The 20796-nt window shown below is 68.7% G+C and carries 16 protein-coding genes and 1 pseudogene; 4 read left to right on the plus strand and 13 right to left on the minus strand.

The window, feature by feature from the left end; genetic code table 11:
* Positions 1 to 347 (minus strand): annotated as a pseudogene (locus tag G3O00_RS20020) (hypothetical protein); the annotation flags it as partial.
* Positions 348 to 507: 160 nt separating this feature from the next.
* Here G3O00_RS20020 and G3O00_RS20025 point away from each other — a divergent pair.
* A complete protein-coding gene (locus G3O00_RS20025; RefSeq protein ID WP_206144078.1) occupies positions 508 to 1044 on the plus strand; it encodes a TlpA disulfide reductase family protein in 537 nt (178 codons plus the stop codon).
* 97 nt (positions 1045 to 1141) lie between these two features.
* Here G3O00_RS20025 and G3O00_RS20030 read toward each other — a convergent pair whose 3' ends face one another.
* The 9 genes from G3O00_RS20030 to G3O00_RS20070 all read right to left on the minus strand — a co-directional run bounded on the left by G3O00_RS20030 (position 1142) and on the right by G3O00_RS20070 (position 14143).
* Positions 1142 to 2497: a sigma-54 dependent transcriptional regulator gene (locus tag G3O00_RS20030; RefSeq protein WP_174936206.1), complete on the minus strand. Its 1356-nt coding sequence runs from the start codon at positions 2495 to 2497 to the stop codon at positions 1142 to 1144.
* 95 nt (positions 2498 to 2592) lie between these two features.
* Complete coding sequence (locus G3O00_RS20035) at positions 2593 to 4602, minus strand: ATP-binding protein (protein ID WP_206144079.1); 2010 nt, start codon at positions 4600 to 4602, stop codon at positions 2593 to 2595.
* A gap of 4 nt (positions 4603 to 4606) precedes the next feature.
* Positions 4607 to 5896 (minus strand): dicarboxylate/amino acid:cation symporter, encoded by a 1290-nt coding sequence (locus G3O00_RS20040; RefSeq protein WP_011353316.1) that lies wholly within the window; start codon positions 5894 to 5896, stop codon positions 4607 to 4609.
* A 356-nt stretch (positions 5897 to 6252) separates the two neighbouring features.
* On the minus strand, positions 6253 to 7947 hold the full coding sequence (locus G3O00_RS20045; RefSeq protein ID WP_206144080.1) for a cation acetate symporter: 1695 nt from the start codon (positions 7945 to 7947) through the stop codon (positions 6253 to 6255).
* A gap of 11 nt (positions 7948 to 7958) precedes the next feature.
* Entirely contained in the window at positions 7959 to 8264 is a 306-nt protein-coding gene (locus tag G3O00_RS20050) for a DUF485 domain-containing protein (protein ID WP_011353318.1), read from the minus strand.
* A 121-nt stretch (positions 8265 to 8385) separates the two neighbouring features.
* Entirely contained in the window at positions 8386 to 9591 is a 1206-nt protein-coding gene (locus G3O00_RS20055) for a CaiB/BaiF CoA-transferase family protein (RefSeq protein WP_011353319.1), read from the minus strand.
* Positions 9592 to 9621: 30 nt separating this feature from the next.
* Entirely contained in the window at positions 9622 to 10758 is a 1137-nt protein-coding gene (locus G3O00_RS20060) for an acyl-CoA dehydrogenase family protein (protein WP_206144081.1), read from the minus strand.
* A 14-nt stretch (positions 10759 to 10772) separates the two neighbouring features.
* Positions 10773 to 11981, minus strand: coding sequence for an acyl-CoA dehydrogenase family protein (locus G3O00_RS20065; RefSeq protein ID WP_206144082.1), 1209 nt, complete (start codon positions 11979 to 11981; stop codon positions 10773 to 10775).
* 29 nt (positions 11982 to 12010) lie between these two features.
* Positions 12011 to 14143 (minus strand): 3-hydroxyacyl-CoA dehydrogenase NAD-binding domain-containing protein, encoded by a 2133-nt coding sequence (locus tag G3O00_RS20070; RefSeq protein WP_206144083.1) that lies wholly within the window; start codon positions 14141 to 14143, stop codon positions 12011 to 12013.
* Positions 14144 to 14393: 250 nt separating this feature from the next.
* Between G3O00_RS20070 and G3O00_RS20075 the strand changes: the two genes are divergently transcribed.
* The 3 genes from G3O00_RS20075 to G3O00_RS20085 all read left to right on the plus strand — a co-directional run bounded on the left by G3O00_RS20075 (position 14394) and on the right by G3O00_RS20085 (position 17896).
* Positions 14394 to 15356 carry a LysR family transcriptional regulator gene (locus tag G3O00_RS20075; protein WP_174953038.1) on the plus strand — a complete coding sequence of 321 codons (963 nt, stop codon included), beginning with the start codon at positions 14394 to 14396 and terminating at the stop codon, positions 15354 to 15356.
* A gap of 72 nt (positions 15357 to 15428) precedes the next feature.
* Positions 15429 to 17306, plus strand: coding sequence for a gamma-glutamyltransferase (gene ggt / locus G3O00_RS20080; RefSeq protein WP_206144084.1), 1878 nt, complete (start codon positions 15429 to 15431; stop codon positions 17304 to 17306).
* A 5-nt stretch (positions 17307 to 17311) separates the two neighbouring features.
* Positions 17312 to 17896, plus strand: coding sequence for a hypothetical protein (locus G3O00_RS20085; protein WP_206144085.1), 585 nt, complete (start codon positions 17312 to 17314; stop codon positions 17894 to 17896).
* Between the two features lie 49 nt (positions 17897 to 17945).
* Here G3O00_RS20085 and G3O00_RS20090 read toward each other — a convergent pair whose 3' ends face one another.
* From G3O00_RS20090 to tauA, 3 genes are read right to left on the minus strand one after another with little or no spacing between them, the layout of a single operon-like run.
* Positions 17946 to 18908: an ABC transporter permease subunit gene (locus tag G3O00_RS20090; protein WP_206144088.1), complete on the minus strand. Its 963-nt coding sequence runs from the start codon at positions 18906 to 18908 to the stop codon at positions 17946 to 17948.
* A complete protein-coding gene (locus G3O00_RS20095; protein ID WP_206144086.1) occupies positions 18908 to 19714 on the minus strand; it encodes an ABC transporter ATP-binding protein in 807 nt (268 codons plus the stop codon). Before G3O00_RS20095 ends, G3O00_RS20090 begins: the two co-directional genes overlap by 1 nt.
* A 28-nt stretch (positions 19715 to 19742) precedes the next feature.
* Complete coding sequence (gene tauA, locus G3O00_RS20100) at positions 19743 to 20759, minus strand: taurine ABC transporter substrate-binding protein (RefSeq protein WP_174916224.1); 1017 nt, start codon at positions 20757 to 20759, stop codon at positions 19743 to 19745.
* Positions 20760 to 20796 lie beyond the last annotated feature (37 nt).

Genomic DNA, 20796 nt, shown 5'->3' on the forward strand with positions numbered 1-20796 from the left:
CCGCCTTCGAGGTTGCGGGACAGCCCGGCGCGCAGGAATTCGAGCGCCGCGCGGCGCGTGTCGTCACGGTCGTCCGGCAGCGTCAGCGTGCCGACCGCAAACACCGCGCCGTCCACGTGCGCAGCCTGCATCCGCATCGGCATCGACGCGCCGCCGATCGCCACCGGCTGCTCCTCGACGGTCGGCTTCGCCGGCAGGTCGATCGTGTAGCCGGCATCGTTGTGCAGCGTGCGCCAGTCGTACGACGGCGAGCACGCGGCCAGCACCGCGCTCAGGCACGCAAGCGCGGCGAAGTGTCGCAGCGGACGAAAAAGGGGGCGCAACGAAACGGTGACTTCCTTCGGCATGGCGTGGATCGGGCAGGCAAAACGGCCATTATCCGCTGAAGCTGAAATCCGGGATGCGTGGCCGCCGCCGGTGCGCTTGCCGCATTCGCGCTAAAATGAGCGCCGAATTTCGATGTCCTTTGCATTGATCCGCGTCATCGACCGACTCCGAGAGCACCAGATGAACACCACGCCTCCCGTCCGGCGCAGCGCCGGCCCCGCCCGCTACATCGTCGCCGCCGTTGTCGTCGCGGCGATCGCCGTCGCCGGCTTCTTCGCGTTCAACGGCAAGTCCACCGTGCCGGACGCCACGTTCACGCTGCTGTCGGGCCAGAAGGTCTCGACTGCAGGCGACCTGAAAGGCAAGGTCTATCTCGTGAACTTCTGGGCGACGAGCTGCGCAACCTGCATGCAGGAAATGCCGCAGATGGTCGATACCTATAATCGTTTCAAGGGTCAGGGGCTGGAATTCGTCGCGGTCGCGATGAACTACGATCCGCCGATGTACGTCGCGAACTACGCGCAGACGCGCCAGCTGCCGTTCAAGGTCGCGCTCGACGACGGCAGCGTCGCGAAGCAGTTCGGCAACGTGCAGCTCACGCCGACGACCTTCGTCGTCGACAAGGACGGCAAGATCCTGAAGCGCTACGTCGGCGCACCGCAGTTCGCGGAACTCGACGCGCTGCTCAAGAAGGCACTCGACAGCAACGCGGCCTGAGCGCCGCCCGATCCAACTCGAAGGGCCGCGCACCGCGCCCTTCCCCGCACGACGGACCGCACGACCGGGCAACCCGGTTCCGCGGTCCGTTTGCTTTTCAGCGCTCGGTTTCGCCTTTCGCCGACAGCCCGTAGCGCTTCATCTTCTCGTACAGCGTCGCCTTGCCGACATGCAGCCGGTCGGCCGTCGCGGCAACCGCGCCGCCCGTCTGGTTCAACGCCTCGGCGATCACCGCACGCTCGAATTGCTCGATGCGCTCCTTCAGCGTCTGCTCGTTGTCGGCGTCGTCGCCGCTCGCGCCCGTCTCCTGCGGCATGTCGGCCACGCCGAGCACGAAGCGATCGGCCGCGTTGCGCAGCTCGCGCACGTTGCCGGGCCAGTCGCGCTGCATCAGGCTCGCGCGCTGCCGGTCGGTCAGCACCGGCGCGGGCCGCGCGTAACGCACGGCCGCATCGAGCATGAAGTGCTCGAACAGCGGCACGATGTCCTCGCGGCGCTCGGCCAGCGGCGGCAGCGCGATCGTCACGACGTTGAGGCGGTACAGCAGGTCGCGCCGGAACGTGCCGGCCGCGACGAGTTCGCTCATGTCGCCCTTCGCGGCCGCCACCACGCGGCAGTTCACGCGGATCGGCTGGTTCGAGCCGAGCCGCTCCAGCACGCCGTCCTGCAGCACGCGCAGCAGCTTCACCTGCAGCGCGAGCGGCATGCTTTCGATTTCGTCGAGGAACAGCGTGCCGCCGGACGCGTACTCGAGCTTGCCGACGCGGCGCTTCGCAGCGCCGGTGAACGCGCCGGGCTCGTAGCCGAACATCTCCGACTCGAACATCGGCTCGGGCAATGCGCCGCAATTCACCGCGATGAACGGCTTGTCGCGGCGCGGCGACAGCTCGTGCAGGCTGCGCGCGATCAGCTCCTTGCCGGCGCCGGTGTCGCCGTTGATCAGCACCGACGCATCGGTCGGCGCGACGTTCGCGATCAGCTTGCGTACCTGTTCGATCGCGGGGCTGCGGCCGATGATGCGCGGCGCGACGACGTTCTGCCCGGCCAGCTCGCGCCGCAGCGCGTGGTTCTCGAGCACGAGCTCGCGGCGCTCGAGCGCGCGGCGCACCGTCTCGATCAGGCGCTCGGCCGCGAATGGTTTTTCGATGAAGTCGTACGCGCCGTCGCGCATCGCCTGCACGGCCATCGAGATGTCGCCGTGCCCCGTGACGAGGATCACGGGCACGTCGGGCACGCGCTCGCGGCACTGCGCGAGCACGTCGAGCCCGCTCGCGCCGGGCAGCCGGATGTCGCTGACGATCGCGCCGGCGTTATCCGCGACGATCGCCTTCTCGGCCGCTTCGGCCGACTCGAAGCCGGCGACGTCGAACCCCGCCAGCTGGAGGCTCTGCACGCTTGCCCGGCGAACGAGCGCATCGTCTTCGATATAGATCACTTGCAGCCGGTTGGCCATCGTACTCACTTGCTCCTGACGGGCCGCGCGGCGGCAGCGCGCGCGGCGTCGTTGATACCGATCGTGTGCCGGTCGGGCGGGCGGCGGGACGCCGCCTAGCGCGAATTCACCGACTCGGACACGGAGTCCGGATGATGCGTGCGCGCGCGCCGCAGCGTCAAGACGAACAGCGCGCCGCCCGACGGCGCGTTGCGCGCTGTGAGCGCACCGCCCGCGTCGCTCGCGATTGACGACGAGATCGCGAGGCCGAGCCCGAGCCCGCGCCCCATTTCCTTGGTCGTGAAGAACGGCTCGAACAGGCGCGGCAGCAGGTCGGGCGCAATCCCGCAGCCGTTGTCGCGCACCTCGACCGCGAGCGTCGCCGCCGACACCGCGATGGTCACCTCGATCGCCGGCGCCGCCACCCCGGCGACCGCATCGAGCGCGTTGCCGAGCAGGTTGATCAGCACCTGCTCGAGGCGCAGATCCTCGCAACGGGCGACGAGTTCGGGATAGTCGCGCGCCAGGTCGAGCGGCGCATCGTGCGCAGGCGACACGGTCGCGTCCTGCAGCGTCAGCGTGAGTGCGACGCCGCGCAGGCGCTCGTCGAGCAGCGACAGCACGCTGCGCAGCGCGCGCACGACGAGCGCCTGCTCGTTGCGCGGCTTCGCGCGGCCGACGAACAGCTTCAGCTGGTTCGTGATCTTGCCCATCCGCTCGGTGAGCGCGGCGATCGCCTCGAGGTTTTCCCGCGCGGCCGCCTGCTCGCCGCGGTCGAGCAGCACGCGCGTGTTGTCCGAGAAGCTGCGCAGCGCCGCGAGCGGCTGGTTCAGTTCGTGTGTGATGCCGGCCGCCATCTGGCCGAGCGCGGCGAGCTTGCTCGCCTGGATCAGTTCGTCGTGCGCGGCGCGCAGCTCCTGCTCCGCGCGGATCCGGTCGCCGACTTCCTTCTGCAATTGCTCGTTCGCTTCCGACAGGTCGGCCGTGCGCTCCTCGACGCGCCGGTTCAGCTCCGCGTACGCCTGCTGCAGCAGCGCGCGGCCGCGGATCATTTCACGCACGCGCGCGCGGCGCATCCGCCAGTAGAACGCGAGCAACGCGACCGACACGAAGCCGAAACCCGTGACGATCGTCGCATTGCGCGCATCGGCGTCGACGGGCGCGATCGGCGCGAGCGTGACGAGCAGCCAGTCGGGCTCGCCGATCCGGCGCTTGCTCGCGAGGTAGCGCGGCGCGCGCAGGCCAGGGCCCAGGCGGACGATTTCCGCATCGGGGCCGCGCACCTGCTCGATACGCAGCGGCAGCGGCGTGACCGGTTGCTGCGCATACTGGCGCGTCTCGTAGATCGACGCGGCGACGGGGCCCGTGAGCGGCCGCAGCGTGTGGTACTTCCAGGCGGGCACCGACGACAGGAACACGACGCCGTGGTCGTCCGCGACGACGAGCGGCTCGGACGCATCGGCGCCCTGGAACCATTCGAGGTTGAGCTTCACGACGACGACGCCCGCGATCTTGCCGTCGCGCCACACCGGTTGCGAGATGTAGTAACCGGGATCGCGCGAGATCGTGCCGATCCCGAAGAAGCGGCCGACCTGGCCGTTCATCGCATCGAGGAAATACGGGCGGAAGCGGTATTCGATCCCGACGAAACTGTCGGGCGCGCGCCAGTTGCTGGCGGCGACGCACAGGCCGTCCGCGCCGATCACGTAGGTGACGGTCGCGTGCGCGTGTTCGTTGAGGTCTTCGAGATAACGGTTGACGCGCGCGGTGTAGTCGGCGCGCTTCGGCTCGGCGAGCAGGTCCTGCACGTACGGATGGCTGCCGAGCAGGTAAGGCAGCGATTCGTAGCGGTCGAGCGTGCTCTTGAGCGCGTTGGTGGTGCGGTCGACGCGCACCGCGGCGTTGCGCTGCAGCTCTGCAACGCCGCGCCGCCAGGTGATCGTCCACGTCAGCGTGCACGCCGCGGCGAGCGCGGCGGCAAGCACGACGATAATGAGCAGACGGCGCGTCACGGTCGAGGCTTCCTGGCGATGCGGATCACCTATTGTGTCATAGGCCTCCGCCTCCCTGCCCTGGCCGCCGCGGGCCGTGCGGCCGGCGGGCGGTGCCGCCGCCTGCTCCTTCATGACGTCAGACGCCGGCCGTCTCGGTCGTCGTGACCTCGCCGCCGCCCGTCAGCGCCTGGCGCAGCTTGTTGCGGTCGAGCTCCTTCTCCCAGGCCGACACGACGACCGTCGCGACGCCGTTGCCGACGATGTTGGTCAGCGCACGGCACTCGCTCATGAAGCGGTCGATGCCGAGGATCAGCACCATGCCCGACAGCGGGATCGTCGGCACGACGGCCAGCGTCGCGGCGAGCGTGATGAAGCCCGCGCCCGTGACGCCGCTCGCGCCCTTCGACGTCAGCATCGCGACGGCCAGCAGCGTGAGCTGCTGCATCCACGTCAGTTCGATGTTGGTCGCCTGCGCGATGAACAGCACGGCCATCGTCATGTAGATGTTGGTGCCGTCGAGGTTGAACGAATAGCCGGTCGGCACGACGAGGCCGACGACCGAACGCGAGCAACCGGCCTTCTCGAGCTTTTCCATCAGCTGCGGCAGCGCGGCTTCCGACGAGCTCGTGCCGAGCACGATCAGCAGTTCTTCCTTGATGTAGGACACGAAGCGGATGATCGAGAAGCCCGTGAAGCGCGCGATCGTGCCGAGCACGACGAGCACGAACACGACCGACGTCAGGTAGAACGTGCCGATCAGCTTGAGCAGCGGCACCAGCGAACCGACGCCGTACTTGCCGATCGTGAACGCCATCGCGCCGAACGCGCCGATCGGTGCGAGCTTCGTGACGATGTGCACGATGCCGAACAGCACGCGCGTGAGCCCGTCGATGAAGTCGGTGACGACCTTGCCGCGCTCGCCGAGGTGCGCGAGCACGCTGCCGAACAGCAGTGCGATCAGCAGGATCTGCAGGATTTCACCCTGCGCGAACGCATCGACCATCGTGTTCGGGATGATGTGCATCAGGAAGTCGACCGTCGACTGCCCGTGCGCCTTCGCCGCGTACGACGCGACGGCCTTGCCGTCGAGCGTCGCCGGATCGATGTTGAAACCGACGCCCGGACGCAGGATGTGCGTGGCCGCGAGGCCGAGCAGCAGCGCGAAGGTCGACACGATCTCGAAGTACAGCAGCGCCTTGCCGCCGACGCGGCCCACCTTCTTCATGTCCTCCATGCCGGCGATGCCGGTAACGACCGTACAGAAGATGATCGGGCCGATCACCATCTTGATCAGCTTGATGAAGCCGTCGCCGAGCGGCTTCATGTCGGTGGCGAGCGCCGGATAGTAGTGGCCGAGGATCACGCCGACGATGATGGCGAAGATCACCTGCACATAGAGCACTTTGTAGAAGGGTTTCTTCTTCACGATGGTTCCTGCAGAAGTAGATGAGCCGATTGAAACGGCGTCACGCGCGCGGACGAATGTCAGGGGAAGAGCCATTCGCCCGCGCGGCTGCCGTGCCGCAACAAGCGATGCCTCAGGACGTCCGGAGGGGGAGGAAGGCAGTGGTCATCGATTGTCTCCTTGCTTGCTGTAGTAGTTCGGCCGGGGGGTGGCCGTGCGTTTTATATTGCAAGGTCGATGCCAGGTTCCCGGAACCCGTCAAACCTTTGTTTTCATTGTATTTCTCATAATGCGACAGGCAAGGAAATCCGGGATTCCGGATTTCCGGAAAATATCCGTCCGGCGATCCGGACGGACAAGCACATTCATCAGATGAATCAGTGCTGCACGGCGCGGCCGGCCAGCACGCCCGTCTGCGCGTAGAACTCCTGCTGCGCGAAGGCCTCGCGCTCGCGCCGCGCACGCTCGCCGCGATCCGCGAGCGAGCCGACGACGATCCCGATGAACGCGAGCGGCACCGACACGAGCGCCGGGTTGTCGAGGAACACCGGCGCGTGCGCGTGATGCAGCACGTCGACCCACACCGACTTCGACAGCACCGTGAGCGTGACCGCCGACACGAGGCCGAGGCTGCCGCCGAGCACCGCGCCGCGCGTCGTCATCCCGCGCCAGAAGATCGACATCGCGAGCACCGGGAAATTGGCGCTCGCGGCCACCGCCGCGACGAGGCCGACCATGAACGCGACGTTCACGTGCTCGAACAGGATCGACAGCCCGATCGCGACCGCCGACAGCACGATCGTCGCCGTGCGCGAGATGCGCATCTCGACGCGTTCGTCGGGCTTGCCGCGCGCCCACATCTGCGCATACAGGTCGTGCGAGATCGTCGTCGCGCCGGCGAGCGTCAGGCCCGCGACCACCGCGAGGATCGTCGCGAACGTGACGGCCGCGATGAAGCCGTAGAACCAGTTCCCGCCGACCGCCTGCGCGAGCTTCACCGCGACCATGTTCGAGCCGCCGAGCAGGTCGTGCGTCAGGTTGAACGTGCCGTTCGCGCCGAGCTTGAAGAACTCCGGATGCTGCGCGAGCAGCACGATCGCCGAGAAGCCGATCACGAAGGTCAGCAGGTAGAAGTAGCCGATGAAGCCGGTCGCGTAGAGCACCGACTTGCGCGCCTCCTTCGCGTTCGGCACCGTGAAGAAGCGCATCAGGATGTGCGGGAAGCCGGCCGTGCCGAACATCAGCGCGATGCCGAGCGACAGCGCGTTGGCCGGATCGCGGATCAGCTTGCCGGGGCCCATGATCGACAGCGCGCCCGGATGCACGGCCACCGCGCGGCGGAACATCTCGTCGATGCTGAAGCCGAATTCGCCGAGCGCGAGCACGACGAGCAGCGTCGCGCCGCACAACAGCAGCACGGCCTTGATCACCTGCACCCAGGTGGTCGCGGTCATCCCGCCGAAGAACACGTAGACGACCATCAGCACGCCGACGATCAGCTCGGCCGTGCCGTACGACAGCCCGAACAGCAGCTGGATCAGCTTGCCCGCGCCGACCATCTGCACGACGAGGTACAGCACGACGATGGTCAGCGAATTCGCGGACGTCAGCAGCCGGATCGGCCGCTGCGCGAAGCGGTACGCAACCACATCGACGAACGTGAACTTGCCGAGGTTGCGCAGCGGTTCGGCGATCAGGAACATCACGAACGGCCAGCCGACCAGAAAGCCGATCGAGTAGATGAGCCCGTCGAAGCCGAACATGAACACCATCCCGGACAGCCCGAGGAACGATGCGGCGGACATGTAGTCGCCCGCGATCGCGAGCCCGTTCTGCAGCCCGGTGATGCCGCCGCCGGCCGTGTAGAAGTCGCGCGTCGAGCGTGTGCGCCGTGCGGCCCAGCGCGTGAGCGCGAGCGTCGCGAACACGAACGCGAAGAACATCCCGATCGCGACCGGGTTCAGTTCGACCTTGTCGGGCATCGGGCCCGCGACCGATACGGCGCGCGCAGCGGAGGAAACGAGAGCGAATGGAACAGCAAGCGCGCCGGGCGCAATCGAGAGTCGTCGCATGTCGGCCTCCGTCACGAACGCTGCAGGATCGCGTCGACGCGGCGGTCGAACGCACGGTTCGCGCGCAGCACGTAGCACGCGGTCAGGCTGATCGCGACCAGGATGATCGCGACGCCCGTGGCGATCCCGACCGTCGTCGTCGCGCCGCGGTACAGCGGCGCGGCGAGCACGTGCGGCGCGAGCGCGACGAGCAGGATGAAGCCGTAGTACGTGGCGATCATCAGCGCCGTCAGCGTGAAGCTGAAGCGGCGCCGCGCCCGCACGAGCTGCTGGTAGTCACGGCGCGCCGTGACCGATTCGATGACGGAAAGCTCCATGGTGTCTCCATTTCCTCCTCGTCATTGCGAGGGGTGTCTTGTGGATGGATGGCGCGTCTACCGATCCGCCCGCGCCGCGGCGGTGCAATGCGATGTGTCCTGCCCGTGTGTGGGCTTGCGTTCAGACCACGCGATCCGCCCGCAACCGCGCAACCTCGTCGGCCGACATCCCGAGCCAGCCGCCGAGCACCGCATCCGTATCGGCACCGAGCACCGGCGGCGCACCACGCACCGGCAGCCGCGCGCCGTCGAAGCGATACGGCGGCGCAAGCACGTCGACGCCGCCCGCGACCGGATGCGGTTGCCGCGTGACGAGCCCCGCGCTCGTCGCGCGCTCCGACTTCAGTGCTTCGTGCAGCCCGAGCACTTCGCCGCACGGAATGCCCGCATCGGCGAGCGCCGCGAGCAACGTCGCGCGCGACCGGCGCGCGAGTTCGCCGCGAATCTCGGGCAGCAGTTCAGCGCGGTTTTCCGAACGGCCGAGGTTGGTCTTGTATCTCGCGTCGGCCGCGAGGTCGGGCCGTTCGATCGCGTCGCAAAAGCGCGCGAACTGCGTGTTGTTGCCGACCGTGATCACGAGCGGGCCGTCGGCCGCGTCGAACACGCCGTACGGCACGATCGACGGATGCGCGTTGCCGTAGCGCGGCGGGTCCTCGCCCATCAGCAGCGCGTCGAGCCCGTAGTACGCGGTGATCATCAGCCCGCAGTCGAACAGCGCCATCTCGATGCGCCGCCCGCGCCCCGTCGCATGGCGCTCGTACAGCGCGGCGAGGATTGCCTGCGCCGAATACATGCCGGTGAACAGGTCGACCGCCGCGACGCCGAACTTCAGCGGCGGCTGGCCGGCCTCGCCGTTCAGCGCCATCAGCCCGGCCTCGCCCTGCACGACGAGGTCGTAGCCGGGCCGCGCGGCCTCGGCGCCCGAGCGGTCGTAGCCGGAAATCGCGCAGTGCACGAGGCGCGGGTTCAACTCGGACAGCGCGTCGTAGCCGAGCCCGAGTTTTTCCGCGCCGCCGAACTTGAAGTTGTGAAGTACCACGTCGGCCTGCGCGGCCAGCTCGCGCGCGAGCCGCTGCCCTGCTTCGGTCTGCAGGTCGAGGCAGATCGAGCGCTTGCTGCGGTTCACGCTGTTGAAGTAGGTCGTCTCGGTGTCGCCGATCCGCAGACCCCAGTCGCGCGTGTCGTCACCGCGTGCCGGATGCTCGACCTTGATCACTTCCGCGCCGAAATCGGCGAGCACCATCGCGCACCACGGGCCCGCGAGCACGCGCGAGAAATCGAGCACCTTCACGCCGGCCAGCGGCAATGCGCGCGATTCGTTCGTCATCCTTGTCTCCTCCATTCGCGTGATTTGCTTTTACTGTTTCGACAGCGCGATGTAGCGCGCGAGATGATGATCCTCGTCGCCGAGCTGGTGATCGATCATCACGAGGCGCTTCGCGTAGTGCGACAGCGGCAACTCCCACGTCATCCCGATCCCGCCGTGCAACTGGATGCTCTCCTCGGCAACGAGCGTGCCGATCCGGCCGATCGTGACCTTCGCCGCCGCCAGCGCGCGTTCGCGCACCGCGCGTGGCGCATCGAGCTGCGCGGCCGCGTTGATCACCGCCGAGCGCGCCTGCTCGACTTCGAGCAGCAGGTCGGCCATCCGGTGCTGCAGCGCCTGGAAGCTGCCGATCGGCAAGCCGAACTGCTTGCGCGTGCGCAGGTAGTCGAGCGTGTACTCCTTCGCGACGTCCATCGCACCGAGCGCCTCCGCCGACAGTGCGAGCAACCCGTAGCCGAGCACGCGTTCGAGCAGCTCGGTGCCCGCTTCGCCGTCGTGCTCGCCGAGCGCGGCATCGGCCGGCAGCGCGACGCGCTCGAAGCGCACTTCGGCCGCGCGGCCACCGTCGATCTTCTTGTAGTCGCGCAGCGATACGCCCGGCGCGTCGGCCGGCACGACGAACAGGCCGATGCCGGCCGCATCGTCGTCGTGACCCGACACGCGCGCGCTGACGACGAAGAACGCCGCCTGCGCGGCCTGGTCGACAACACCCTTCGCGCCCGTCAGCACCCAGCCGTCGCCCGAGCGTTCGGCGCGCGTGCGCACGGTCGTCAGTTCGTAGTGCGAGCCCGGCTCGTCATGCGCGAACGCAGCGCTCGCGCTGCCGTCGATCAGCGCGGCCAGCCGGTCACGATGCGCAGCACCGCCGGCGAGCGACAGCGCACGGCCCGCGAGCAGCGCGCCGAGGAACGGCTCGACGACAAGCCCGCGCCCGAGGCATTCGAACACCACCGCGATGTCGAAGCCCGCGCCACCGAACCCGCCGTCGGCTTCGGAAAACAGCGCGCCGACGGTGCCGAGTTCGGCAAAGCGCTGCCACATCGCGCGATCGAAGCCTTCGGCCGACTGCGCGATGCGATCGCGCACCGGGAACGCGTACTGTTCGGCGATGAAGCGGTTCAACGTATCCGCCAGCATCCGGCGGTCTTCTGTGTGCTGGAAATCCATCGTCGCGTCCCTCGTTACAGCCCGAGCATCATCTTCGCGATGATGTTCTTCTGGATCTCGTTCGAGCCGCCGAAGATCGACAGCTTCCGGTTGTTGAAATACTGCTGTGCGGCGCTCGCGGCTTCGTCCGGGCCGACCGGCTCGCCGTCGTAGTCGCCATCGAGTGCTGCCTCGACGAACGGCTGCGCGTACGGCCCCATCGCACGCCGCATCAGCGCGGTGATCTCCTGACGGATCTGCGTGCCGCGGATCTTAAGCATCGAGCTTTCCGCCCCCGGCGCGCCGCCGCCCGCGACCGCGGCCAGCACGCGCAGGTTGGTCGTGCGCATGTTCTCGAGTTCGATCTCGACCCGCGCGACGCGCGCCGCGAAGAACGGATCGTCCGCGAGCGGCCGGCCGTTCTTCTTGACCTTCGCGGCCACCGCGCGCAGGTGGTCGAGCGCGGCCGTCGAGAAGCCGATTCCGGCGATGTTGGTGCGCTCGTACGTGAGCAGGTATTTCGCGTAGGTCCAGCCGCGGTTCTCTTCGCCGACGAGGTTGGCCGCCGGCACGCGCACGTCGGTGAAGAACACCTCGTTCACTTCGTGCTCGCCGTCGAGCGTGATGATCGGGCGCACTTCGACGCCCGGCGTGTTCATGTCGATCAGCAGGAAGCTGATGCCTTCCTGCTTGCGCACGTCGGTCGCGGTGCGCACGAGGCAGAAGATCATGTTCGCGTAGTGGCCGAGCGTGGTCCACGTCTTCTGGCCGTTCACGAGGTAGTGCTCGCCCTGCGCGTCGATGCCGCGCACCGCGCTCGTCTTCACCGCCGCGAGGTCGGAACCGGCGCCCGGCTCCGAGTAACCCTGGCACCACCAGTCGGTCCCGTCGAGGATGCGCGGCAGCCAGTGGCGCTGTTGCGCTTCGTTGCCGTACTTGATCAGCACCGGGCCGAGCATGTTCACGCCGAACGGCACGATGCGCGGCGCACCCGCGAGCGCGCATTCGTTGTCGAACAGGAACTTCTGCGCGACGCTCCAGCCAGGGCCGCCGTATTCGCGCGGCCAGTGGCTCGCGAGCCAGCCGCGCGCGTTGAGGATCGCGTGCCATTCGCGCATGTCGTCGCGCGTGAGATGCAGGCCGCCCTTCACCTGGCGCGCGATGCGCGCGGGCAGTTCGGCTTGCAGGAAGCGCTGCACTTCCGTGCGGAAGGCTTCCTCTTCAGGAGTGAAATTGAGGTCCATCTTCGGTCCGTGGCGAATGCAGTGGGCGTTCAGTCGATGCGGTTCAGGCTCGCGAAATCCGCGCCGCGCGCGACGAGATCGACGAGCAGCGGCGACGGCTTCCAGAACAGCGGATCTTCCTTCGCGAACGCGCGGATATCGGCGAGCACGTTCGCGAGGCCGACCGTGTCCGCGTAATGCATCGGGCCGCCGCGATAACGCGGGAAGCCGTAGCCGTACAGGAACACCGCATCGACATCGAGCGGGCGCAGCGCGATCTTCTCGTGCACGACGTTCGCGCCTTCGTTGATCATCGCGGCGAGGTAGCGGCGCAGGATCTCGTCGTCGGTGAACGTGTGCGGCGTGACGCCCTTCTTCGCGCGCTCCTCCGCGACGATCGTCTCGACTTCCGGGTCCGGCGTGCCGACCCGCGCGCCGTCCGGATACAGGTAATAGCCGCGCGCCGTCTTCTGGCCGAACCAGCCGCGCTCGCACAGCCGGTCGGAAATCTCCACGTACCGCGCACGCGGGTCGCGCGTCGCCGCGCGGCGCTTGCGGGTCGCCCAGCCGATGTCGCCGCCCGCAAGGTCGACGACCTGGAACGGCCCCATCGGGAAGCCGAACTCGCGCACCGCACGATCGATCTGGTACGGCGACGCGCCGTCCTCCATCAGGTAGTCGGCCGCCGTGCGATAGACGGCGAGGATCCGGTTGCCGATGAAGCCGTCGCACACGCCCGCGCGCACCGGCGTCTTCTTCAGCTGCTTCGCGAGCGCGAACGCGGTCGCGACGACGTCCGCGCTCACGCGCGCCGGCACGACGATCTCGAGCAGCTTCATCACGTTGGCCGGCGAGAAGAAATGCAGGCCGATCACGTCGGCCGGCCGGTCGATGCTCGCGGCCAGTTCGTCGATGTCGAGATACGACGTGTTGGTCGCAAGCACCGCGCCCGGCTTGCACACGCGCGCGAGTTCGGCGAACACGGCCTTCTTCACGGCCATGTCCTCGAACACGGCCTCGATCACGACGTCGGCCTGCGCGAGCGCGTCGTACGACGTGCTGCCCTTGAAGCGCGCGAGCCGCGCGGCGTGCGCGGCCGGTGTCATCCGCCCTTTCGCGACGAGGCCGTCGTACACCTTCTCGACGTGCGCACGGCCGCGCGCGAGCGACGCTTCGTCGCGTTCGATCATCGTCACCGGCAGCCCCGCATCGAGCGCCGCGACCGCGATACCCGCGCCCATCGTGCCGCCGCCGACCACGCCGATCCGCTCGACCGGCCGCGCGCTCGCGCGCCGCGATTCGGGCGCCTTGGCCGCTTCGCGCTCCGCGAAGAACGCGTGCACGAGGCCCGCGCGCTGCGGGCTGTCGATGCACTGCAGGAACAGGGTGCGCTCGAGCTTCATCCCCGCGTCGAACGACTGCGTGAGCGCGGCCTCGACCGCGTCGACGATCTTCGCGGGCGAGAACAGGCCGCGCGATTTCTTCGGCAGCTCCGCGCGCGCCGCATCGATCGCGGCCTGTGCGGCCGCGCGGTCGACGAGCCCCTGCGCATCGCGCGTGCGGCGCACCGGTGCGCCGAGCGACACGAGCTCCTGCGCATAGGCGAGGCCCTCGGCGAGCGTGTCGTCGCTGTGCGCGACGCGGTCGACGAGGCCGAGCGCGAGCGCTTCGTCCGCGCTCACATGACGGCCCGTCAGCATCAGGTCGAGTGCGGCCTTCGCACCGATCAGGCGCGGCGCGCGCTGCGTGCCGCCCGCGCCGGGCAGCAGGCCGAGCGTGACTTCGGGCAGCCCGAGCTTCGCGCCGGGCACCGCGAGCCGGTAATGCGCGGCGAGCGCGACCTCGAGGCCGCCGCCGAGCGTCGCGCCGTGCAGCGCGACCACGACCGGCTTCGTGCCCGATTCGATCCGCTCGCACACGTCGGGCAGCGACGGCGGCACGATCGGCTTGCCGAATTCGCGGATGTCGGCACCCGCGATGAAGTTGCGGCCGGCGCCGACGATCAGCACCGCGCGGATCGCGTCGTCGGCCTGCGCGGCGTCGAGCGCGTCGGCGAGGCCGCGCCGCACATCGGCGGACAGCGCGTTGACGGGCGGGTGGTCGATCGTGACGACGAGCACCTTGTCGCGCCGTTCGCGCGTGACGGTGCTGGCCGGGCTGGTGGGGGAAGCGGGTGAGTTCATCGTGTCTCCTTGACGCGGCAGCCGATGCGTCGACGCCGGTTCGTGGCTCGCGGCCACGCAAGCGGCGCCGGGGCACCGGCCCCGGTCCCGCACGAAGCGGGACAAGATCCGGCCGTACGCCGGGCATGACCCGATTCTCGATTGATCGAGATTCATTGACAATTCCCTCCTGCTTTTACAAGCTGTCAAGTCTGACTTGACACTGAATGCTTCCGCCTCCTTAAACGGGACGGATCAGGAGACGCGACGCATGGACCTGAACGCGCTGACGCTGCTCGTCGAGATCCTCGACGCCGGCAATCTCAGCAAGGCCGCGCAGCGGCTCAAGATGAGCCGCGCGAACGTCAGCTACCGGCTGAACCAGCTCGAGCGCTCGATCGGCCAGCAACTCGTGCGGCGCACGACGCGGCGCATCGAGCCGACCGAGATCGGGCTGAAGCTGTACGAGCACGGCCGGCGCATCCGCAACGAATTGCTGGCCGCGCAGGAATCGGTGACGACGCTCGGCCAGGACCTGCAGGGCCGCGTGCGGCTGTCGGTGCCGAGCGGCTACGGGCAGATGGTGATGTCCGACTGGCTGCTCGCGTTCAAGCGGCTGCATCCGGGCATCGTGCTCGACGTCGTGTTCGAGAACCGCGTGGAAGACCTGATGCGCGACGAGATCGACATCGCGGTGCGCGTGATGCCGGAGCCGCCGCAGAACCTCGTCGCGCGCGACATGGGCGCGGTGCGCTACGTCGCGTGCGCGTCGGCCGAATTCGCGGCCGAGCACGGGATGCCGGCGAGCCTCGGCGCGTTGTCGGCCTCCCCCGTCGTGACCGCGACGGTGATGGGCCGGCAGCTCAGGATTGCCGCGTATCTCGGCGACGAGCGCCACGAGGTGCTGCTCGAGCCCACGCTGATTTCGGAGAACTTCCTGTTCCTGCGGCAGGCGATCCTCGGCGGGATCGGCGTCGGCATCGTGCCCGACTACGTGATGCAGGACGACATCCGGCGCGGCACGGTCGTCACGTCGCTCGACGCGTACCGGCTCAGCATCTTCGGCACGCACATGTACATGCTCTACATGCCGAACCGGCACCACACGCGTGCGACCTCGACGTTCATAGAGTTCATCCTCGAACAGGCCGGAAAGACCGGCCGGGGCGGGCCCGGCGCGATGCGTCAGGGTTTCCTGTCGGGTGACAAGCCGCCGGCCGCGCGGCGACAATAGCGCGCCCGGGGCGGGCAGCCGCGTTGCGCCGGCACCGTCGCCTCCTTCGAATTCACTGCTGCCGAGGGTTCAATGTTCGACCGGATTCGTCCGCATTCGCGCTCCTGGACGCTGCTCGCCGCCGTCGCGCTCGTCGCGTTCAACGCCGGCTGCACGTCCCCGTCCACGCCGCCGTCGGGTGCCGTGGTGCCCGTCGCCGCCGCATCGGGCGCCGCCGTGCCGCTGCCCGGCTTCCACGCGCCCGAGCTGTCGTCCGGCTGGACCGACAAGCCGGGCTGGACCTCGCAGCACTTCATGATCGCCGCCGCGAATCCGCTCGCGACGCAGGCCGGCTACGACATGCTGAAGGCGGGCGGCACCGCGATCGACGCGGCGATCGCGACGCAGATGGTGCTCGCGCTCGTCGAGCCGCAATCGTCGGGGATCGGCGGTGGCGCGTTCATGCTGTACTTCGACGGCAAGGCAACGCAGGCCTACGACGGCCGCGAAACCGCGCCGGCCGCCGCGACCGACCGCCTGTTCTACGGGCCGACCGGCCAGCCGATGAGCTTCTACGAAGGTGTCGTCGGCGGGCGCTCGGTCGGCACGCCCGGCGTGCTGCGCATGCTCGACGCCGCGCACCGCGCGCACGGCAAGCTGCCGTGGCGCCGGCTGTTCCAGCCGGCGATCCGGCTCGCCGAGCACGGCTTCACGATCAGCCCGCGGCTCGCGACGCTGATCGCCAACGACAAGTACCTGAAGAACGACCCGGCCGCGCGTGCGTACTTCTACAACAAGGACGGCACGCCGAAGGCGGCCGGCACCGTGCTGAAGAACCCCGCGCTCGCGACCGTGCTGCGCCAGGTCGCCGACCGCGGCGCGAACGCGTTCTACAGCGGCGCGATCGCGCGCGACATCGTCACGAAGGTGCGCAAGCACCCGTCCAACCCGGGCCTGCTGTCGCTGCAGGATCTCGCACGCTACAAGGCGAAGGTGCGCACGCCGCTGTGCGCCGACTACCGGCGCTCGGTCGTATGCGGGATGCCGCCGCCGTCGTCGGGCGGCCTCGCGATCGCGCAGATGCTCGGCATCCTCGAAGCGATGCCCGACTGGCAACAGATCGGGGCGCAGAAGCCGGTGCGCAACGACGTCGGCTACGAGCCGACACCGTTCGCCGCGCACCTGTTCAGCGAAGCCGGGCGCCTCGCGTATGCGGATCGGGCGCGCTATGTGGCCGATCCCGATTTCGTGCCGCTGCCGGGCGGCAGCTGGGCGAGCCTCACCGACAAGACCTATCTCGCGCAGCGCGCGCACCTGATCGGCGACAGCAGCATGGGCGTCGCTCAGGCCGGCACGCCGCAGGGCGCGACGCTCGCGATGGCCGACGACCGCAGCCCCGAGCTGCCGTCGACGTCCGACATTGCGATCGTCGACCGCTACGGCCAGGCGCTGTCGATGACGACGAGCATCGAGGACGCATTCGGTTCGCGGCTGATGGTGCGCGGCTTCATGCTGAACAACCAGCTCACCGATTTCTCGTTCGTGTCGAACGACAACGGCCGGCCGGTCGCGAACCGCGTGCAGGCCGGCAAGCGGCCGCGCTCGGCGATGTCGCCGGAGCTCGTGTTCGACAAGAAGACGAAGCAGGTGACGATGGTCGTCGGCTCGGCCGGCGGCCCCGCGATCATCAATCACGTCGCGAAGACGCTGGTGGGCGTGCTCGACTGGGGGATGACGATGCAGCAGGCGATCGCGCTGCCGAACTTCGGGTCGATGAACGGGCCGACGCAACTCGAACGCGGCCGCGTGTCGGACGCACTCGCCGACGGGCTGAAGGGCCGCGGGCACGACGTGCAGGTCGTCGAGATGAACTCGGGGCTGCAGGGGATCCAGCGGCTGAACGTGCAGGGGCAGACGGTGTGGTTCGGCGGGGCGGATCCGCGGCGGGAAGGGATGGCGATGGGGGATTGAGGGCGATGAGCGACAACTTTACCTATCTGGTCGATCCGGTGGTTTCGCTCGCGGAAGCACCTGCCGCGGCGCAACGCATGATCGCGTGGCTGCAGGCGCATGAAATCGTCGGTGCGGCGACGCGGGTCGGCGAACTCAACCGCGCGGATGGCTTCACCGACCCGCGACTGACCGAGCGTGACGAAACCGGGTATCCGCGCGGGGCGTGCTACGCGCATGCGTGCCGCCCCGGCGCACATCTGCCGCCGGCGGTGCCGAACTGGGTGGAAGTCGACGTGCAACGACAGATCTTTCACACCGGCGAGAACGGGCTCGAAATCTTTTGCTCCGTCTGTGAGGCCGAGCAGACGAGCCTCGGCGACGCGTGGAGTGACGCGTTTTCAGCATGGTTCGACGGAGACGACGACGCACTGCTCGTCTGCGGCGCCTGCGGCCACCGGCAGCGCGTCACGCAATGGCGTTACACGCCGCAATGGGGCTTCGGAAATCTCGGCTTCAACTTCCAGAACTGGGAATTGAGCGACGCATTCGTCGACGAGTTCATCGCGGCCTACGGTCGCCCACTGACCATCGTACACACGCGCATCTGAACGGCGGCCTGCCTAGTCGCAGGTCACGCGCTGTCGATCCCGCGTCGCGTCAGCCCCGCCCCTTCCACGGCACGATCCGCCGCTCGACCCATCGCATCGCGAGATCGAACAGCCACGCGATCGCGCCGATGATCAGTATCCCCATCACGACGATGTCCGTGCGCAGGAAGCTCGACGCGTTGAGCACCATCTGCCCGAGCCCGGCCGTCGCGGCAACCATCTCGGCCGCGACGAGCGTCGTCCAGCCGAAGCCGATCGCGATCCGCAGCCCGGTGAGGATCTCCGGCAGCGCGGCCGGCAGCACCACGTGTCGCACGATCTGCGCGAAGCTGCCGCCGAGCGAATACGCGGCGTTGATCTGCTCGACCGTCGCCGCGCGTACGCCGGCGCGCGCGGCCATCGCGATCGGCGCGAAGCACGCGAGGAAGATCACGACGAGCTTCGCCGTTTCATCGATACCGAACCAGATCACGACGAGCGGCAGGTACGCGAGCGGCGGCAGCGGCCGGTAGAACTCCAGCAGCGGATCGAGCACGCCGCGTGCAATGCGGCTCACCCCCATCAGGATGCCGGCCGGCACGCCGATCGCGGTCGCGAGCAGGAACGCGCCGAACACGCGCGCGGCGCTCCACAGCAGATGCTCGGACAGCGGCAGGCCGCCCTGGATGCGACCATGCCAAGCGTCGACGAATGCCGCCCACACGGCTTCCGGCGAGGGCAAGAACAGCGGCGGCAGCCACTGGCGATGCGTGGCGACCCACCACAGCACGGCCAGCACCGCGACCGTCGCCGTGCTCAAGGCCGCCGTCTTCCCCTCCCCCGGCAACCGGTAGCGGCGCGACGACGGTGCACGACGTTCCGTCGCCCGAGTCCCCGTGCGATCGCCCTGCCCGAAACCTGCGGCCGTCCCGTCGGCCGCCCACGAATCCTGCGTGCTCATGCTGTCCTGCCTCTGCAAAGTGCTGATCCGACCGCGTCCGACCGACGCGCCCTGTCGCACGAGTTCGTGCATCACGCGGCCACCTCGGCCGCCTCGGCCGCCTCGTCGCGATGCAGGTATGCGATCAGCCGCTCACGCCACGCGATGAAATCCGGTGAAGACTTCACCGCACGCGCATCGCGCGATTCGACGTAGCGGCGCGCGAACGGCAACTCGAAGGTTTCCGCGATCCGTCCGGGGCCGGGCGTCATCACGACGAGACGCGTCGCAAGGAACAGCGCCTCTTCGACATCGTGCGTAATGAAGAACACCGTCTTGCCGGTGCGCGCCCACACGTCGAGCACGAGCGCCTGCATCGTGCCGCGCGTCATCGCATCAAGCGCGCCCATCGGCTCGTCCATCAGCAGCACGCGCGGGTCGCTTGCGAGCGCGCGCGCGATGCCGACACGCTGCTGCATCCCGCCCGACAGCTCGTACACGCGCGCATGCGCATGACCGTCGAGCCCGACGAGTGCGAGCATCTCCCGCGCCCGTGCTTCGCGCTCGGCCTTCGACACGCGTGCGAAGCGCAGCCCGAGCGCGACGTTGTCGAGCACGTCGAGCCACGGCAGCAGCGCGTACTTCTGGAACACGACGCCGCGATCGGCGCCGGGGCCCGTGACCGGCACGCCGTCGACGCACACCTCACCGGTCGTCGGCGCGACAAAGCCGGCCATGCAGTTCAGCAGCGTCGTCTTTCCGCAGCCTGACGCGCCGAGCGCGACGACGAATTCACCGGCATCGATGCGCAGGTCGACGCGCGCGAGCGCCTGCGTCGTCGGCCTGCCGCGCTCGCCCGGATAGGCAACCGATACCTGACGGACTTCCAGCGTGCTCATGCTCGGGACTCCGCGATGATCGCCGCGCTCAGCGCGCGGCCTTCTGCACGAACTGCGGATCGACGCCGGCCGAATAGTCGGCGAGCACCGTCTGGATCGTGCCTTGCGATTTGAGGAAGGTGGCAGTCGCCGCGAGCGACTTCGCAGCACCCGACTGCGCGCCGCCACCGAGCCACGTCGGCGATGCCTGCTCGGCCGCCGTCGGGAATGCATAGAGCGCGAGGCTCGCCGGCACGTCCTGCGCGTTCGCGCCCGATACCTTCGCGACCGCCGCGACCTGCGGCGAGCCGACCTTCCACGCCGCCGCATGCGCGCGGTAGTCGGCATCGGCGGCGGCGAGTACCTTCACGAAGCGCGTGACGAACTCGGGGTTCTCGCGCGCGAACTTGCGGCTCACGACGAAGCCGTCGAAGGTCGCCTTGCCACTTTCTTTCGCAACCTGGCCGGACGTCGTCAGCACGGTGCCCGACTGCTTGACCTTCGCGAGCACCGGATCCCAGATGTAGGTCGCGTCGATGTCGCCGCGCGCCCACGCCGCCGCGACTTCGGGCGGACGCAGGTTGACGATCTTCACGTCGTTCGGATTGACGCCCGCGGCCTGCAGCGCGACGAGCGTGTGGAAATGCGACGTCGACACGAACGGCACGCCGATCTTCCTGCCCTTCAGCGAGGCGACGTTCGTCACGCCCGAGCCGTTGCGCGCGACGAGCGCCTCGGCGTCGTTGATGTTGTCGAGCACCCAGAACAGCGAGATGTCGAGCCCCTGCGACAGCCCGGCCGCGATCGGGCTCGAGCCGGCTTCGCCGAGCTGCACGGAGCCCGATGCGAGCGCGCGGATCACGTCGGCGCCGCTGTCGAGCTTGCGGAACGTGACCTTGTAACCGGTCGCCTTTTCGACTTCACCGCTCGCCTGCGCGTAGCGCCACGGCACCACCATGTCCTGGTACGCGATCACGACTTCGCGCGTTTCGGCGTGCGCCGCGCCGAGCGCGGCAAAGGCGGTCAGCGCGACGACGGCGCGGCGGATGAAGCTGAAACGGGACATGCGGCTCTCCTTCGGAATGCGGGCATTGCTGCGGGAG

It is taken from the genome of Burkholderia sp. Ac-20384, assembly GCF_017104605.1.
Lineage (GTDB): Bacteria > Pseudomonadota > Gammaproteobacteria > Burkholderiales > Burkholderiaceae > Burkholderia > Burkholderia lata.

Excerpts from the sequence above, each read along its gene's own strand:
- G3O00_RS20025 (WP_206144078.1), top strand. The coding sequence starts at position 508 with ATGAACACCACGCCTCCCGTCCGGCGCAGCGCCGGCCCCGCCCGCTAC.
- G3O00_RS20030 (WP_174936206.1), bottom strand. The coding sequence starts at position 2,497 with ATGGCCAACCGGCTGCAAGTGATCTATATCGAAGACGATGCGCTCGTT.
- G3O00_RS20035 (WP_206144079.1), bottom strand. The coding sequence starts at position 4,602 with ATGAAGGAGCAGGCGGCGGCACCGCCCGCCGGCCGCACGGCCCGCGGC.
- G3O00_RS20045 (WP_206144080.1), bottom strand. The coding sequence starts at position 7,947 with ATGCGACGACTCTCGATTGCGCCCGGCGCGCTTGCTGTTCCATTCGCT.
- G3O00_RS20050 (WP_011353318.1), bottom strand. The coding sequence starts at position 8,264 with ATGGAGCTTTCCGTCATCGAATCGGTCACGGCGCGCCGTGACTACCAG.
- G3O00_RS20055 (WP_011353319.1), bottom strand. The coding sequence starts at position 9,591 with ATGACGAACGAATCGCGCGCATTGCCGCTGGCCGGCGTGAAGGTGCTC.
- G3O00_RS20060 (WP_206144081.1), bottom strand. The coding sequence starts at position 10,758 with ATGGATTTCCAGCACACAGAAGACCGCCGGATGCTGGCGGATACGTTG.
- G3O00_RS20065 (WP_206144082.1), bottom strand. The coding sequence starts at position 11,981 with ATGGACCTCAATTTCACTCCTGAAGAGGAAGCCTTCCGCACGGAAGTG.
- G3O00_RS20070 (WP_206144083.1), bottom strand. The coding sequence starts at position 14,143 with ATGAACTCACCCGCTTCCCCCACCAGCCCGGCCAGCACCGTCACGCGC.
- G3O00_RS20075 (WP_174953038.1), top strand. The coding sequence starts at position 14,394 with ATGGACCTGAACGCGCTGACGCTGCTCGTCGAGATCCTCGACGCCGGC.
- ggt (WP_206144084.1), top strand. The coding sequence starts at position 15,429 with ATGTTCGACCGGATTCGTCCGCATTCGCGCTCCTGGACGCTGCTCGCC.
- G3O00_RS20085 (WP_206144085.1), top strand. The coding sequence starts at position 17,312 with ATGAGCGACAACTTTACCTATCTGGTCGATCCGGTGGTTTCGCTCGCG.
- G3O00_RS20090 (WP_206144088.1), bottom strand. The coding sequence starts at position 18,908 with ATGCACGAACTCGTGCGACAGGGCGCGTCGGTCGGACGCGGTCGGATC.
- G3O00_RS20095 (WP_206144086.1), bottom strand. The coding sequence starts at position 19,714 with ATGAGCACGCTGGAAGTCCGTCAGGTATCGGTTGCCTATCCGGGCGAG.
- tauA (WP_174916224.1), bottom strand. The coding sequence starts at position 20,759 with ATGTCCCGTTTCAGCTTCATCCGCCGCGCCGTCGTCGCGCTGACCGCC.